We start from the raw sequence: 14750 nt of genomic DNA, 5'->3' as shown, positions 1-14750 counted from the left end.
TCGGTTCATGCCGTTCCCGGCGTTGCCGTTGTCGCCCGCTCCCGCGTTGCCGTTCCCACGGTTCATGCCGTTCCCACGGTTCATGCCGTTCCCGGCATCGCCGTTGTCGCCCGCTCCCGCGTTGCCGGCATTGCCGTTGGCGCAATTGCCCTTGTTGTCACCAGCGTTGCCGTTGTCGCCGTTGTTGAGCGTGCAGGTGGCCACGGAGTCGAGTCCTTGCGGTCGCGCAGCGGTGCGGCCGATGGCGGTGGCGATGCGGTTGATCGTCGCGACGCGCTTGTCGGCCAGCGGGCCGAGGACGGCGTTCTGGACGAAGTCGGGTCCGCCCTGGCCGACCGAACTGGCGATGCGGTTGTCGGCCTCCTGGATCTGGGTGTTCAGGAGAGCCAGGTTGTTGTTCACCTCAGCCTGCGCAGAGGCCGGAACAGCCGGAAGCAGGGACGCGACGTCCGGACAGTTCACGGTAGGCGTGGCCGCCTTCGTCGTGGCCTGCTGGTCTTTTGGCTTGGACGTCTCCCCAGCCAAAGCGGAGCCGGCGATCACCGCTCCGGACAACACCACTGCGGCAGCACCGCCGATCACGGCTACACGGCGCGTGCGGTACTTCGAATGAGCCCTGGACATAGAAATGCCTCATTTGGGTTTGGGGGGGTATCGGCTGCTGGCCGATCGGACGAATCTTCCTCGTCTTCAAGCGCGGCGCCTGCGCTCAGAGTGAAGTACGAGCGGAAGATGGTCTTATGTTCAGTTGATCCTGAAATTTTATGAATTTTCTTCACGCTGGCTTCTTCACAGCGTGTCCCACGTGGTGCGTCGCACGTCTTGCGGGGAACGGGAGTTGGCCCCCTCGCTGCCGACCTTGGGCGAGAAGCAGTGCTTCGGCCGGTCGAGCAAGACGAGCGCGCCGCGCGTCACGCGGCTCTCGGTGGCTGCGAACCTGCGCCGTGCCGATCGGCGACGAGCGTCAGCCTGGCGCGGGCGGGAGGCTCGCACCGGGGGCCGTCACAGGCCTGGGTACGCACGACGAAGTGCGCCCCGGGCAACGCCCCGGTGACCGTGCCGGTGATCGCGACCCGGCCACTGAGCTCACCGTCCGGTCCGGACGGGATTCTGAGGGCGGTGAGCCGCATCGGATCGGCCGCCTCGACCAGCACAGGCAACCCTGAAGCAGCGTCCGGCCCATAGACATGCCACGGTTCCTCGACGAGCAGGTCCAACGTGAAGGCCTGATGCCCAGAGTCGGAGGCATCCACATGGAGCACGGCCTGGACGCGGCCCACACGAGCCGTGGCGCTGAGATTCAACATGGTCATGGCCCTCCGACCTCCACTGTTATCGATCCCCGCCTTCACCGAGGGCCGGAGTCGGCATCTCTGGAAGGTTCAGATCTCATGTTTAATATGATCAGGCTAGAGGCGATTCGGGAGGCAGGCAAGGTCGGCACAGGGAGAAGCTTCCTTTTCGCCGCTCCGTTCGCCTCGTGCGGTTCGAGGCGCCTGGATGGCATCGATCGAAGCCTCGCCGCCGGTTCCGGCGCCGAGCACGATGCACGGCACCAGCTCACGGCCAGGGTCACTGGTAGTATCAGTGCATGCCAATGGTACTGACACCAGGTCGACAGGTGCGGTGCAGCGAGGCCGACCCCATCCGGCCGTCGAGAGGAACCGAGGCGGGACATGAACCAGACCGGTCATGACCTCGGCGAGGGTCGGGTGCCCGATGCCGACCCGGCGCCGGTCGACGCGGCACCTCCGCTCGACCGGCCACCGGCGGGTGGCGCGCCCCACGTCGACGTGGTCACCGCCGACCAGCTGACCGACCTGCTCGCACAGCGGTCGGACGTCCTGGTGTGGTTCACCACCGGCTGGTGCGTGCCGTGCTGGGAGATGGCCCCGCACCTGGACGGGTTCGCGGTCGCCGTCCGGGACCGGCTTCTGCTCGTCGCCGTTGACGGTGAAGCCGAGACAGGACTGCTCCGCCGCTACCAAGTCGCTGCATTTCCGAGCCTTCTCCTCTTCCACCGCGGCGTGCGGGTGTGGCAGCGGGCCGGTGCACGCGAGTTCTCCGCAGCGGAGTTCGCCGACACGTTCGTCCCGTTGCTGGACGCACTGCACGGCCCGGACCCGGCGAACGGTACGGCGGCCGACGACGGACCGGCACCGCCACCCCCGCGGCCGGCGCGCACGGTGCTGCTGCCCGACACCCCGGCGGAACGCGTCGAGTGCCGGGTGAGCAGACCAGGCGCGGCAGCGCCGCCGCAACAGGTCGGGCCGGGGCCGAACGAGCTGCCGGAGGGCGGGGAACTCACCGTCCACCTGACCGCCGACCACCGCGACGACCCGCCGCTGGACCTGGCCGTTCTCGACGGGTTCGGGCCGGACACCATCGACCGGCTGATCATCAGCAAGATGCCCGTCTCGCTCCGGAACCTGGAAGGGATTCCCGCGCTGCGCCGACTCCAGACACTGGTCTTGGAGGCGGGCAGCGCTGTCGCCGTCGGCCCGGCGGATCTGGCCGCGTTTCCGTACCTGGTCCAACTGGACACGTTTTACGAAGGGGCCGACGTCCAGCTGACCGACGTGGTCGTGAACGGCGGCTGGGGCCTGCCGGATCTGCGTCGCATCGCCGCGGTCACCGACCAGGATGCGCCGGAGCCGATCGCCGTGGGCGGCACCGAGCCGGTGACCGACGACGCGTTCGGCGAACGCGTCCGGACCGGGGTGGTACTCGTCGAGTTCACCGTCGCCGGGGCCCCCACCTGCGAGGCGATCAAGCCGGTGCTGGGCAAGCTGGCCGAGGACCTTCCCGGCCTGCCCGTACTGGCGGTGGACGTGCGGCGAAGCCACACGGTGACCGAGGACCACGAGATCGCGGTCGTGCCAACACTGATGCTGCTGCGCGACGGACACGAGATCTGGCGGTCGGCCATCGACGACGACACCGACGTCGAGAGGACGCTGACGACGGCGTTGCAGGCCGTCCACCGGCCCGCCCGTCGGACCAGGCGACCGGCGCTCCCGAGGCCGATGCGCACCTTACGCCCGGCCGGTGAGGCCCTCCCCTACCAACTCGCCCTCCAGCCGCCCGGGTTCGGTGCATGCGCCGTCACCGACATCGACCACGGCGGCGAGGTCGCCGTTCCCGCCGGGTGGAGCGTCTTCGTCCAGATCTACCGCAGCGCCGACGACGAGCCGTTCGACTGGACCGTCCTCGACAGCTTCGGTCCGGACGACATCGACGCCCTCACCTATGTCGACGAGAACTGCGACGAAGCGGCCACGCAACAGGCTGCAACGGCGGCGACCCGGTTGACGGGGCTGAGCCGGCTGGAGATCCACAGCCGCGCGCTGGCGGGCTCCTGGGACGAGGCGATGACGACACTGCGCCGGTCGACCTGGCTGCGGGTCCTGAGACTTTCGACGTTCGACAGCGACGAGCTGTCCGATGTGGCGCTCGGCTCGCTGAGCGAGGCCCTGCCGGACACCGTCATCAACGATTACTGGAGTGGACTTTCCGATGCCTAGAAACGACGCACCCCGACGCGGCACAAAGCAGCAGTCGCGCCGCGCGGACCTCGCGGCGGGTACCACCGGGGAGCCCGAGCAGACAGGTTCGCTGCGGGCGCGCGCCATCAGTGAGATCCGGTCGCGCATCCAGACGGGTGTGCTGGCACCGGACCACACGTTCTCCGAGGTGACCATCTGTGAGGAGCTCGGCATGAGCCGGGCGCCGGTCCGCGAGGCCCTCATCGCGCTCTCCTGCGGTGGATGGCTCGAGCCGCTGCCGCGGGCCGGCTGGCAGGTGCGCGCCCTGACGCTCAACGAGGCACGGAATCTCATGGCCGTCCGCGCGGCCCTGGCGCCCGTCGCCGCTGCCGCCGCCGCGCGCAGGGCGCCTCATGAGGAGGAGGCGAGGGCCGCGCTTCAGGCCTACTGTGACATCCAGGAGAGCGACGAACCCGTCGATGAGGTGATCGTCGCCCTGTACCGTTGCCTCAGGCGGATCGCACGCCTGTCCGGCAACCTCGAGTTCGACCGCTGTCTGGAGGATGTGCTGTCCAGGCTCGTTCGCTACTACCTCCTGACACCGGTCCAGGAGGCACTGCGGAGCGAGTCGATCCCGATCCATCCGGTGGTGGAAGCGGTCCTCGCCGGGGACTCCGACGCCGCCCACGATCAGATGCTGAGTTTCGTCACCCGGGACCAGCGGCGACTCACCGAGGCGATCATCGACAGCGACCTCGTCCAGTCCGTGAAGTTGACACTGCCGTCGGGACATACACCTACCCGGAGAAGAGACAGTGCCTAAGGAGCCCGATCCATCCGAGGGTCCGAACGTGGTGCCCATCGATTCCTACCGTCGGGCCGGGGCAGCCGGTGCGAAGGGGGCGAGGCGGGGCCCGATGACGGTTCCCGGCCGCTGGGGCTGGGACCGCTACGGCCCCAACTCCTCTTGCCGCAACGACATCGACTGCCCACCCGACAAGATCTGTGAGCACGGCCGCTGCGTGTGAACCCCGGCCCTCTACCGCTGCGCAGCGGCACATGCGCCGGCGTCGTTCACCGCGGATCGCTTCCGAGGCCGAGCCGTACTGGTCGGCGCCGCGGACGGGGAAGGGCGGCCGACGCGGGTCAGACGCCGGAAAGCCAATTCCACAGAGGCACCCGGTCCAGACACGGCCCCCGCCGTAGGCCTGAGCGGGCAGGGCGGCCAGGGCGGTGACTACGCATTCCCGGGTACCGTCGATCGCACATTGCCAGGCGATCGCGCCACTGTCCGCAACAACGGCTCGATCCGCGCCCCACTGGGGGCGGGGCGGTCAACGGCACGAGCGGGCCAACGACCATACGGCCAAAACGGCGCGGACACGCGGATCGCGCGGGTCGGGCCGCACGCGCATCGACCATGGAGGCTCCCTGCCTCAGCAAGCGGCCGTGGTGGCGCCGGTGAGCAGAGGGGCGTCCGTGTGGGCGGCGATGTGCTCGAGCTACCCGCAGCGCGACGAGCGGATGGGGTGGACCGGCGATGTCCACGTCTTCGCGCCGACGTCCTGCTACCTCTACGACGGCGCCGGGGTCCTCACCTCGTGGCTGGCGGATCTCTCGGCGGACCAGACCGAGACCGGCGTCGTGCCGTCGTTCGTGCCCCGGGTCGACTCCCCCGGCCCTTTCGCGGATCCGGCGCCGACGGCCGGCTGGAGCGACGCCGCGGTGCTCGTGCCCTGGGTCCTCTTCCAGCGCTTCGGCGACACGGGGCTCCTGCGCCGCCAGTACGCGAGCATGCGGGCATGGGTCGACGGTCTGACGGCCTCGCTCGGGCCCTCCGCCCTCTTCGACAGGCCGACCCTGCAACTCGGGGACCGGCTGGACCCGGCCGCGCCACCGGACGCGCCGTGGCGTGCCGAGACGGACGCGCTGCTGGTGGCCACCGCCTACCGGGCCCGCACGGCCGACATGATGGCCCGCTTCGCGGAGGTGATCGGTGAGGAGGCGGGTGCGGAGGCGGCGAAGTACACCGAACTCGCCGAGCGTGTGCGGCAGACGTTCGACGACGAGTTCGTCACGCGGAAGGGCAGGCTCGCCGGCTCGGGGCAGACGGGCTAGGCCCTGGCCCTGGAGTTCGCTCTGCTGACCGACGCCGATCAGCGGGCCGGTGCTGCCGAACAACTCGTTCGCCTGGTACGGGAGAAGGGCCACAAGGTCGCCACCGGTTTCCTCGGGACGCCGGTCATCTGCGACGCGCTCACGTCGGCGGGAGCGGTCGACGACGCCTATCAGATGGTGCTGCAGACCGAATGCCCGTCATGGTTGTACCCGGTGACGATGGGGGCCACGACGATCTGGGAGCGGTGGGACTCGATGCTCCCGGACAGATCGATCATTCCTGGTGAGATGACGGGATGCACCGGGTGGTGGCGGGGCTCCCTCCCGGCGCGCCAGGCTATCGGACCCTGCGCGTCGAGCCACGCCCCGGAGGCGGCCTCACCTGGGTGCGGACCGCACACCGTACGCCGTACGGGCTCGCCGAGGTCGCATGGGAACGCGTGGCCGGTGAGTTGCGGGTGGAGATCGCCGTGCCGACCGGCTCGACCGCCGTCGTGGTGCTGCCGGAAGCCGAGCAGCAGGAGGTCGGCCCCGGCAGCCATCGCTTCGCCGTGCCCTACCGGGATCCGGCGGACGCCCCCAGTGGCATCCTGCGCCGCCGTAGCCTCTCGGCCGGCACGGTGGCCACCGTCAGGGAAGCACACGTCCGGCGCCCCCGCTCCTGGGCGTCGACGGGGCGGGCGGCATGCCGCGACGGCGGTGCCGAGGTCAGGTTCCGAGATCACCTTTTCCGCATTCGCACGCCCTCCACCGCAACCGATCCGGGCTCCCGACAGGAACGGATTACGCCCGGACATGTCCCGACGGTGGAGGCCCTCGGTGAATGAAGCAGTGCATATCGGAAGAAACCCCTCGACGGAGCCCGACCTACAGGGCCTGTTGGGTCAGGTGGCGCTGGGGGACGAAGAGGCGTTCGCCGACGTCTACGACGCCGTGGCGGGTCCGGTGCTGGGAGTCGTACGCGCCGTTCTCCGTGATCACGCGCAGTCGGAGGAGGTTGCCCAGGAGGTGTTCGTGGAGGTGTGGCGGACCGCTCCCCGGTACCGCCCCGACCGGGGTACGGCGATCAACTGGATCCTCACCCTCGCCCACCGCCGCGCGGTCGACCGGGTGCGGTCGGTGGACGCCGCGGCGGCCCGGGACCACAGGGCCGCGCTGCTGGACCGGGTGCCCGAGTACGACGAGGTGGCCGAGCACGTCGAGGCGCGGCTGGAACGGGAACAGGTGCGGCGCTGTGTGCGCACCCTGACCGACGTCCAGCGCCAGGCGGTCACGCTGGCGTACTACCGCGGTCTGACCTACCGCGAGGTGGCGGAGGCGCTCCACCTTCCGCTGGGGACCGTCAAGACCCGGCTGCGCGACGGGCTGATCCGGCTGCGCGACTGCCTGGGGGTGACGGTGTGACCGGCGTCGACCTGCACCGGCTGACGGGCGCCTACGCCCTGCACGCCCTGTCCGACCGCGAGAACGTCTCCTTCGAGCGTCATCTCTCCCGCTGCGAGGCGTGCGCGCAGGAGGCGGCCGAGCTGCGCGCGACGGCCGCCCGTCTCGGGCTCGCCGCCGCCACCGTGCCCTCCCCGGCACTGCGCGAGCACGTCCTGCGCCGGATCACCGCCGTCCGGCAGGACACGCCCGGGCCGGTGTCGCGCCCGGCGCGCGACGGTCGTCGGTCCCGGGTGCTGACCCGGTGGGCGCTCGCCGCCTGCCTCGCCACGGCCGCCGCGCTCGGCGGGACTGCCGTGTGGGAGCACCAGCGGGCCGAGGACGCCGGCGAGCGGGCCCACCGCGCGGCCGGCACGACGGACGGGATCGCCGCCGTACTCACCGCGCCGGACGCCCGCACCCGGGCCGCGGAACTGGGCGACGGCGCCACCGGTGCCGTCGTCGTCTCCCGGGAACTGGACAAGGCCGTGTTCGTGGTGTCGGGGATGACCCGTCCGCCCGGCGGCAAGGTCTACCAGCTCTGGTTCGACGACGCCGGGAGCATGCGGTCGGCGGGGCTGATGGACCCCGGCCGCAGCGACCAGGCCGTGCTGCTGCGCGGCGCGGTGGACGGGGCCTCGGGGATGGGCATCACGGTCGAACCCGCGGGCGGTTCGCGGGAGCCGACCTCCCGCCCGGTCGCCCTCATGACGCTGCCCGCCTGAGCGACGCGGCCCCGCGGCTCGGACAAGAGGCGTGGACGGGAGGCGCGGTCCGTGGTCAGAGCTCGGGGAAGGCGCCCGTCCCGTAGCACTCCTCGGGCAGCGGGTCCGGCACCCCGTCGGGGTCGAGCAGATGGGCCACGACTGCCGCGGCGGTGAGGTGCCAGAAGCGGTGACGGCGCAGCAGGGCATGGTCACCGTCGGCGACGAGGGCCATCCCGGCCCGGGTCGCCGTGCCCTGCGCCCGGCGGACGCAGTCGGCCGTCGCGGCGGGGGAGGTCACGCGGTCCCGAGCCCCGTGCAGGGCGACGATCCGCCGGCCCGCCACCTGCTCGACCGGCTCGCCGACGGGCCACCACGGCGCGAGGGCGAGCACACCGCGGACCTGTGGGTGATCGGCAGCGTGCAGGGCGGCCCGGCCGCCCATGGAGTGGCCCAGCAGCACCGTGGGGACGGGGCCGGCGAGGCGGGCGAGATCGTGCAGCGCCCGGCGGGCGTCCCGTGCCGGGTCGGCGCGGGTGCCGTTCCAGCCGCGGAGGCGATAGCGGACCTGCCCCACCAGGACGTCCGGGTGGGGCAGCGCGGCGGTCACCGCGCGGACGATCGGGTCCATGCGCAGCGCGGCCGGCTGCCAGGGCCGGGCGGGCCGCTCGCTGTCCGCCTGCCCGCCGTGCAGCACCAGGACGGCCGCCCGCGGCCGCGGCGGACACCGGCGCAGCACCAGCGCGGAGTCCGCCCGGGCGGTGGGCCGCCCCGTCTCCTGCCGTTCCCCGGGCTCATGGGAAGGGACGGTCACGAGGGCCTCCGGCCGCCGGTCCGGTCCCGCTTCGGCGGGCGGGGGAAAAAACCGCTGGTACGGGCCGTGTACGCGGCGAAGCCGGGCCGTTCGGCCATGTGCCGTTCCAGGAGTCGCTTCCCGCTGCCGCGGATCAGCAGCAGACTCATCACCACGGGGGACACGACGGACACGGCGGCGGCCGCCGGTGAGTCGCACGTGAGCAGGAACAGGCCCCACCACACACAGAAGTCCCCGAAGTAGTTGGGGTGCCGGGTCCACGACCACAGACCCCGGTCCATGATCGCTCCGCGATGGGCGGGGTCGGCCTTGAACCGGGCGAGCTGGGCGTCCCCGACCGCCTCGAAGCCCAGGCCCACCGCCCACAGCGCGGTACCGGCCCAGGCGAACGGGGACGGCGGCCCGGGCACGTACTGCGCCGCCTGTACGGGCAGCGACACCAGCCACACCAGGGCGCCCTGGAGCAGGTACACCATCCGCAGGGCGTACGCGTTCCGGTTGCCCGGGGCCTTGGCCAGCATCGCCTCGTAGCGCGGGTCCTCGCCGTGGCCCCGGCCGCGGCGGGCGATGTGCGCGGCGAGCCGCAGCCCCCACACCGCGGTCAGCACCGTGACCAGGACGCGCCGGCCGAGGTCACCGTGACCGGCGGAGGCCGCGAACGTCACGGCGGCGACGGCGGTGAAGCCGATCCCCCAGGCGACGTCCACGATCCGGTGCACGCCGACGCGCACCGCGACGGCGAAGGTGACCAGCATGACGGCCAGGGTCGCGGCGGCGGCCCACGCGAGATTGAGCGCGAACGCGCCCCACGGGAAACCGCTCACGGCTTCTCCGGCCCCTGGTACGACGGGTGCGTGGTCGCCGCCGTGCGGGCGGCCGGCCGGTGGGCGGCGCGGGTCCGGGTGATGGTCCGGAGGCTGGTCATCGGGCGGTGCCCTCCTTGGTGAACAGGTACTGCTGGACGTCGAGGTATCCGGACCTGAACCCGGCTTCCGAATAGGCGAGGTAGAAGGTCCACAGGCGGCGGAACGTCTCGTCGAAGCCGAGCGCCTCGACGTCCTCGGCGCGTTCGGTGAAGCGCTCCCGCCACAGGCGCAGGGTCTCGGCGTAGTGGGCCCCGAAGGCGTCGCGGCGCGCCGGGCGCAGCCGGGTGTGGTCGCGGACGGTCTCCTCGATCGCCCGCGTGGAGGGGATGAGGCCGCCGGGGAAGACGTACTTGTGGATCCACGTGAAGGTGTCCCGGCTGGCGAGCATCCGCTCGTGCGGCATGGTGATCGCCTGGAGCGCCGCCCGGCCGCCGGGCGCCAGCCGTTCGTCCAGGGTGCGGAAGTACACCGGCCAGAACTCCGCGCCGACCGCCTCGATCATCTCCACGCTGACCACGGCGTCGTACTCCCCGCCGGCTTCGCGGTAGTCGCACAGTTCGACGCGGACACGGTCCGTCAGTCCGGCCGCGCGCACGCGCTCCTGGGCCAGGGCCCGCTGTTCCCGCGAGAGGGTGAGCGAGGTGACCCGGGCCCCGCGTGCGGCGGCCCGCAGGGCCAGTTCGCCCCAGCCGGTGCCGATCTCCAGCAGGCGGGTGCCCTCTCCCACGGCGGCCAGGTCCAGCAGCCGGTCGATCTTGCGGTGCTGGGCGGCCGGGAGCAGGTCCGGGCTCGCGGGAAAGCCCCGGAAGACGGCCGAGGAGTACGTGAGGGTGTCGTCGAGGAAGAGCGCGAAGAGGTCGTTGGACAGGTCGTAGTGGCGGCTGATGTTGGCACGGGAGCCGTCGGGAGTGTTGCGCTCGTCGTGCGGGTGCCGTGGCGCCCACAGACCGCGCAGCCGCTGCAACGGGCCCGGGACGAGGTCGGCGGCGTGGCCGGCGAGCACGGTCAGGGCGGCGACCAGGTCGGGGGCGTCCCACTCCCCCGCCATGTAGGACTCGCCGAAGCCGACCAACCCGTCGGTGCCGATCCGGGCGTGGAAGGCGCGGGGGTCGTGCACCTCCAGCAGCGGCCCGCCCCTGCCGAGGGCGGCGCCGCCCGCGAACCGGGCCCGCAGGGGCAGCCCGCGCAGCGCCCGGCGCACCAGGGCCTCGGTCACGGCGGCACGGGCCCGCGAGGCCGACGGCACGGCGGCGACGGCCGGCCAGCGGCCCGGATCGGCGGCCGGGGCTCGGTTCTCGGGGGTGGTACGGGGCTCTGCCGTCCTCATGACGCGTTCTCCGGGGTGCGGTGGCCGTCGGGGCGGTGGTCGTCGGTGCGGTGGTCGTCGTGGTCGTCCGTGCGGGGTTGGACGGGCAGCCCCCGCAGGTACAGGCGGATGCCGTGGGCCCGGATCGCGGCCGACACGACGAGGGTGGACCAGGGGTGGCGCAGCGCCAGACGCAGCAGGGTGGGGCCGTTCGCCGCACGCCGGGTACCCCGTACCGTCGCGGTCAGGGCCCGGCCGCCGTCACGGTCGAGGTGCACGGTCAGGTCGAGGCGGTCCCCCGGCACCGGCAGTCGCATGCGGTAGCGGCCGTCGACCGGGAAGAAGGGTGAGACGTAGAACGCCTTGGCGGTGTCCGCGGTCCCGGTGGCGTCCGGGCGCAGCAGGTAGCTGTGCCGCCCGCCGTAGGTGTTGTGCACCTCGGCGACCACACAGCGCAGGTCGCCGTCGGGGCCGTGGCACCAGTACAGGGTCAGGGGGTTGAAGACGTACCCGAGCACCCGGGCGTGGGTGAGCATCAGCACGCGTCCGCCGTCCAGCCGTATGCCGTGCGCGGCCAGGAAGGCCTCCAGGCCGGCGCGGATCGAGGGCTGGTCGCCGGTGAAGTGGTCGCGCGGATCGAACCGGGCGAGGGGTCCGAGCGGGCGTGGCAGCCGGGGTAGGCGGTCGAGGTCCACGAGCCACAGGTAGGTGCGGTGGCGCAGGGGATGGCGGAACGGAGCGGTCCGCACATGCGTGATCGTGCACGGGTACAGGGCGGGTACGGTGCTCACCAGCGGGCTCCCAGCGCGGCCGCGGCCTCCACGCCGGAGCGGCAGCCGTCCTCGTGGAACCCCCAGCCGTGGTACGCCCCGGCGAAGGCGCAGACCGCGCCGTTCAGTTCGGGCAGCCGCTGCTGCGCGGCCACCGACTCGGGTGTGTAGACGGGGTGTTCGTAGACCATACGGGCCAGCACCCGGCCGGGATCGACCCGGTCCTCCCCGCCCAGGGTGACGACGAACCGCTCGGCGGAGTCCAGGCGCTGAAGCCGGTTCATGTCGTAGCTGACCCGCACCCGGTCGGCGCCGGCCAGGCAGGACGGCATGAGGTAGTTCCAGGAGGAGCGGGCTCCGGCGGCACGCGGCAGCAGCCGGGTGTCGGTGTGCAGGAGCGTGGTGTTGCGCGAGTAGCGGAACGCGCCGAGGATTTCCCGCTCCCGCGCGTCCGGATCGGCGAGGAGGCGCAGGGCCTGGTCCGGGTGGACCGCGATCACCGCCGCGTCGTACGACTCGGTGGTTCCGTCCGCGGCTGTCACGTCGGCGCCGTCGGCATGGCGGCGCACGGCCCGTACCGGGGTGCTGGTGCGGACCTCCCCGATGTGCTTGGCGAGCCGGTCGACGTACTCGCGCGAACCGCCGGTGACCGTGCGCCACACGGGAGAGCCGCCCACGGAGAGCAAGCCGTGGTGCTCCAGGAAGCGGAACAGGTAGGCGGCCGGGTAGTGCTGGGCGGTGGCGGCGTCGCAGGACCACACGGCGGACACCACCGGTGTCATGAAGTGACTGCGGAAGTAGGCGGAGAAACCCTTCCGGTCCAGGAACTCGCCGAGGGTGAGCGTGTCGTCGGCGCCCTCGGCCAGCAGCCGCCGGGCGGCCCGGTGGAAGGCCGGTACCTCGGTCAGCAGCCGCAGATACGCGCCGCGCAGCAGATTGCGGGGCCGGGCGAACAGACCGGACGGGCCGCGGGCACCGGCGTACTCCAGGCCGCAGCCCTCGCACCGCACCGACATGCTCATCTCCGACTCCTGCGTGGTGACGCCGAGTTCGTCGAACAGGCGCAGCAGGTTCGGATAGGTGCGCCGGTTGTGCACGATGAACCCGGAGTCCACCCGGTGCACCCGCCCGTCGTACGGCGAGGTCAGCTCGTGCGTGTGCGCGTGTCCGCCGAGCCGGTCGTCGGCCTCGTACAGGGTGACGTGGCTGCTGCGGCCCAGGACGTAGGCGGCGGTCAGCCCCGCCACGCCCGAGCCCACCACCGCCGTCCGTCGTCCGTACGGTGCCGCCCGCCGGGTCGCGTCCCGCGGCGTCCGCTCCATCGCTTCTCCTCCCGCCCTTGGCGATCAGGTCTCCGCGTAATCCGGAGCCGAGCGGACGATGGATTGGCCGCTCTCCCGTTCGGTGTCCCGGGGGCGCGCCTCCGGCGTCGCGCCGGTCCGTGAGGGGTGGGGCGGGAGTGGCGGGTGTGGCCCGGCTCTCGATGAGGTCCCGCGTTCGCCTCGGCGACGATGACCGGCGGGAGCAGGACGGCGAGCAGGGGGTCGCCTGCGGCGATCCGCCCGCCGAGCGGCACCGCAACGGCCGTGCCTCCCGCCGCACAGGGCGGCACATCCGCACATGCCGGTGAGCCCGCGGCCGCAGGGGAGGAGCGGGGCGGGGCGCTCCGGGTCGGCTCCCCCGCCGGCTCCGGCGGAGTTCTCCACCCGTACGCGGACCAGCCGCCCGGGCCCTTCGGTACCGGTGTTGCCCCCTACCCTCGCGTCGCTCTCCGCGCAGGTCCATCCGGGCGCGTGTGCCACTCGTGTCCAGGCGGCCGACCGGCCGCCGCAGATCGGCCGAGAGGGGCTCGGCGGCCCCGCCGTCACCGGGTCGACGACCGTGGGATCGGCGGGCCGCATCAGCCTGCCGCCCTCGGCATTGAGGACCATCACGCTCACGCTTTGCGCGAGGACGTCGTGGATCTCGCGGGCGATGCGCGCCCGATCCTCGGCCACGGCGACCCGGGCCAGGGCCAGGCGCTCCGACTCGGCGAGCGCGGCCCGCCGCTCGAACTCGGCGACAAAGGCGCGCCGGCCACGGACGTACTCACCGAACGCCCAGGCCCCGAGGCGGGAGCTCGGAGGGGCCGTGCCCGTACGTCTGGAGGGGGACGCGTGCATGACGTCGTGTTGGCGCTGCTGGTCAAGGAGCCGTCGCACGGTTACGACCTGCTCAGGCGCCTTGCGGCGGCGCTCGGGCCGCTCGGGGAGACGCTGAACGCGGGGCAGGTCTATGTCACGCTCACCGGCTCGAAAAAGCGGGCCTGGTCGTCCTGGTACGCGAGGAAGCGGCGGTGCGTGGCCCGACACGCAAGGTGTTCGCGCCGACCGTGGCCGGACACGAGCGAGTGGCCGCGTGGATGGCCGAGAGCGTCGGGCCACGGGCGGATGTGACGGAGTTCCATCTGAAGCTCGTGGCTGCCCGCGAATCCGGCACGGCCGATCCGCTCGCGCTCGTGAACGCGCGTCGGCGGGAGCTGATGAGCGGCCTCGCCAAGGCCCAGCGTGCCGCCCTGGTCCACGACACGGGTTCGGACGCCGGGCTGCTCCTCCAGGGCGTCGCACTCCGGTTGCAGGCCGATCTGCGCTGGTTGGAGGCATGCGAGCGGGCCTGGTGCAGCCGTACGCCGCGTGGGAAAGGCAGAGGTGACGGATGACGAGAAACGGTCAACCGGAACGACCGCGACGGCGCGGAAGCGGTCCGGCCCGGTGCGGCAGCCGACCGACCCGTCCAACCCCGCCGCCTACCAGAAGCAGACCTCGGGCAGCTACAGCATGGGCGGCACGAAGAAGCGGCCTGGCTGGGTCCTCCACCTGACCGCCGCCGAGGAGAGCCGCGTGCTCACCCGCTGGGCCCGACACCGCGGTCAACCAGCTCCAGTCCTACAACTTCCAGGACCGGTACGTACGGCACACCAACTTCGACGTGCGCGTCGACCCGAACGTCAGCCCCGCCGAGGACTCCCGGTTCCGGCTGAGGCCGGGTCTGGCCGGCTCCGGCACGGTCTCCTTCGAGTCGGTCGAGTTCGCCCAGGACGCGACCTTCCGCCAGGTCGCCGGGCTCGCCGACACGACCTGGTCGTCGTTCCGGTCGTACAACCACCCGGACCGCTACATCCGGCACTACGCCTAAGAGCTGCGGCTCGACCCGATCACCACCGCGACGGGGCGCAGTGACGCCACCTTCCGAGTGACGACCTGACCTGACCGGGGTGTACCGACAC

General features: G+C 72.2%; 14 protein-coding genes and 2 pseudogenes. 8 read left to right on the top strand and 8 right to left on the bottom strand.

From position 1 onward, the window contains the following. Together ABZ490_RS49705 and ABZ490_RS49700 are read right to left on the bottom strand one after the other, a co-directional pair. A partial coding sequence (locus ABZ490_RS49705) for a hypothetical protein (protein WP_359006812.1) occupies nucleotides 1–624 on the bottom strand: 624 nt, incomplete at its 3' end. Between the two features lie 287 nt (nucleotides 625–911). After that, nucleotides 912–1313: a hypothetical protein gene (locus ABZ490_RS49700; RefSeq protein WP_359006809.1), complete on the bottom strand. Its 402-nt coding sequence runs from the start codon at nucleotides 1311–1313 to the stop codon at nucleotides 912–914. 363 nt (nucleotides 1314–1676) lie between these two features. On the opposite strand from ABZ490_RS49700, the gene ABZ490_RS49695 reads away from it, so the two are divergent. From ABZ490_RS49695 to ABZ490_RS49670, 6 genes and pseudogenes are all read left to right on the top strand, one after another. Then, the gene (locus ABZ490_RS49695) at nucleotides 1677–3524 is read left to right on the top strand and encodes a thioredoxin family protein (RefSeq protein ID WP_359006806.1); all 1848 of its coding nucleotides are present in this window, start codon (nucleotides 1677–1679) and stop codon (nucleotides 3522–3524) included. After that, nucleotides 3505–4308, top strand: a complete 804-nt coding sequence (locus tag ABZ490_RS49690) for a GntR family transcriptional regulator (protein ID WP_359006803.1) — start codon at nucleotides 3505–3507, stop codon at nucleotides 4306–4308. The genes ABZ490_RS49695 and ABZ490_RS49690 overlap by 20 nt, the downstream gene beginning before the upstream one ends. Before the next feature lie 668 nt (nucleotides 4309–4976). Next, nucleotides 4977–5810, top strand: a pseudogene (locus ABZ490_RS49685) (alpha-L-rhamnosidase); the annotation flags it as partial. Between the two features lie 89 nt (nucleotides 5811–5899). Continuing rightward, a complete protein-coding gene (locus ABZ490_RS49680) occupies nucleotides 5900–6430 on the top strand; it encodes an alpha-L-rhamnosidase C-terminal domain-containing protein (RefSeq protein WP_359006837.1) in 531 nt (176 codons plus the stop codon). After that, a complete protein-coding gene (locus tag ABZ490_RS49675) occupies nucleotides 6423–7007 on the top strand; it encodes a sigma-70 family RNA polymerase sigma factor (RefSeq protein ID WP_359006834.1) in 585 nt (194 codons plus the stop codon). The genes ABZ490_RS49680 and ABZ490_RS49675 overlap by 8 nt, the downstream gene beginning before the upstream one ends. Continuing rightward, nucleotides 7004–7750 (top strand): anti-sigma factor, encoded by a 747-nt coding sequence (locus tag ABZ490_RS49670; RefSeq protein WP_359006800.1) that lies wholly within the window; start codon nucleotides 7004–7006, stop codon nucleotides 7748–7750. Before ABZ490_RS49675 ends, ABZ490_RS49670 begins: the two co-directional genes overlap by 4 nt. Before the next feature lie 55 nt (nucleotides 7751–7805). Here the strand turns inward: ABZ490_RS49670 and ABZ490_RS49665 are convergent, their stop codons facing one another. The 6 genes from ABZ490_RS49665 to ABZ490_RS49640 form a co-directional block, all read right to left on the bottom strand. After that, on the bottom strand, nucleotides 7806–8471 hold the full coding sequence (locus ABZ490_RS49665; protein WP_359006831.1) for an alpha/beta fold hydrolase: 666 nt from the start codon (nucleotides 8469–8471) through the stop codon (nucleotides 7806–7808). Nucleotides 8472–8539: 68 nt separating this feature from the next. Next, on the bottom strand, nucleotides 8540–9367 hold the full coding sequence (locus tag ABZ490_RS49660; RefSeq protein WP_359006797.1) for a DUF1295 domain-containing protein: 828 nt from the start codon (nucleotides 9365–9367) through the stop codon (nucleotides 8540–8542). Nucleotides 9368–9464: 97 nt separating this feature from the next. Further along, nucleotides 9465–10736 carry a class I SAM-dependent methyltransferase gene (locus ABZ490_RS49655; RefSeq protein ID WP_359006794.1) on the bottom strand — a complete coding sequence of 424 codons (1272 nt, stop codon included), beginning with the start codon at nucleotides 10734–10736 and terminating at the stop codon, nucleotides 9465–9467. Next, nucleotides 10733–11506, bottom strand: coding sequence for a DUF1365 domain-containing protein (locus ABZ490_RS49650; protein ID WP_359006791.1), 774 nt, complete (start codon nucleotides 11504–11506; stop codon nucleotides 10733–10735). The genes ABZ490_RS49655 and ABZ490_RS49650 overlap by 4 nt, the downstream gene beginning before the upstream one ends. Continuing rightward, nucleotides 11503–12807, bottom strand: a complete 1305-nt coding sequence (locus tag ABZ490_RS49645) for an FAD-dependent oxidoreductase (RefSeq protein WP_359006788.1) — start codon at nucleotides 12805–12807, stop codon at nucleotides 11503–11505. Before ABZ490_RS49645 ends, ABZ490_RS49650 begins: the two co-directional genes overlap by 4 nt. A gap of 24 nt (nucleotides 12808–12831) precedes the next feature. Continuing rightward, the gene (locus ABZ490_RS49640) at nucleotides 12832–13647 is read right to left on the bottom strand and encodes a histidine kinase dimerization/phosphoacceptor domain-containing protein (RefSeq protein ID WP_359006828.1); all 816 of its coding nucleotides are present in this window, start codon (nucleotides 13645–13647) and stop codon (nucleotides 12832–12834) included. Between the two features lie 173 nt (nucleotides 13648–13820). On the opposite strand from ABZ490_RS49640, the gene ABZ490_RS49635 reads away from it, so the two are divergent. Together ABZ490_RS49635 and ABZ490_RS49630 are read left to right on the top strand one after the other, a co-directional pair. Then, nucleotides 13821–14183, top strand: coding sequence for a hypothetical protein (locus ABZ490_RS49635; RefSeq protein ID WP_359006785.1), 363 nt, complete (start codon nucleotides 13821–13823; stop codon nucleotides 14181–14183). A 64-nt stretch (nucleotides 14184–14247) separates the two neighbouring features. Continuing rightward, nucleotides 14248–14728: pseudogene (locus tag ABZ490_RS49630) on the top strand (AbfB domain-containing protein); the annotation flags it as partial. Between the last annotated feature and the right edge of the window lie 22 nt (nucleotides 14729–14750).

The organism is Streptomyces sp. NPDC005811, assembly GCF_040630405.1.
Taxonomy (GTDB): domain Bacteria; phylum Actinomycetota; class Actinomycetes; order Streptomycetales; family Streptomycetaceae; genus Streptomyces.
This window is presented reverse-complemented; position numbering and strand designations above follow the sequence as displayed.

What these genes read in the sequence shown, in the direction of transcription:
- ABZ490_RS49700 (WP_359006809.1), bottom strand. Translation starts at nt 1,313, where the DNA reads ATGACCATGTTGAATCTCAGCGCCACGGCTCGTGTGGGCCGCGTCCAG.
- ABZ490_RS49695 (WP_359006806.1), top strand. Translation starts at nt 1,677, where the DNA reads ATGAACCAGACCGGTCATGACCTCGGCGAGGGTCGGGTGCCCGATGCC.
- ABZ490_RS49680 (WP_359006837.1), top strand. Translation starts at nt 5,900, where the DNA reads ATGCACCGGGTGGTGGCGGGGCTCCCTCCCGGCGCGCCAGGCTATCGG.
- ABZ490_RS49655 (WP_359006794.1), bottom strand. Translation starts at nt 10,736, where the DNA reads ATGAGGACGGCAGAGCCCCGTACCACCCCCGAGAACCGAGCCCCGGCC.
- ABZ490_RS49645 (WP_359006788.1), bottom strand. Translation starts at nt 12,807, where the DNA reads ATGGAGCGGACGCCGCGGGACGCGACCCGGCGGGCGGCACCGTACGGA.
- ABZ490_RS49640 (WP_359006828.1), bottom strand. Translation starts at nt 13,647, where the DNA reads ATGCACGCGTCCCCCTCCAGACGTACGGGCACGGCCCCTCCGAGCTCC.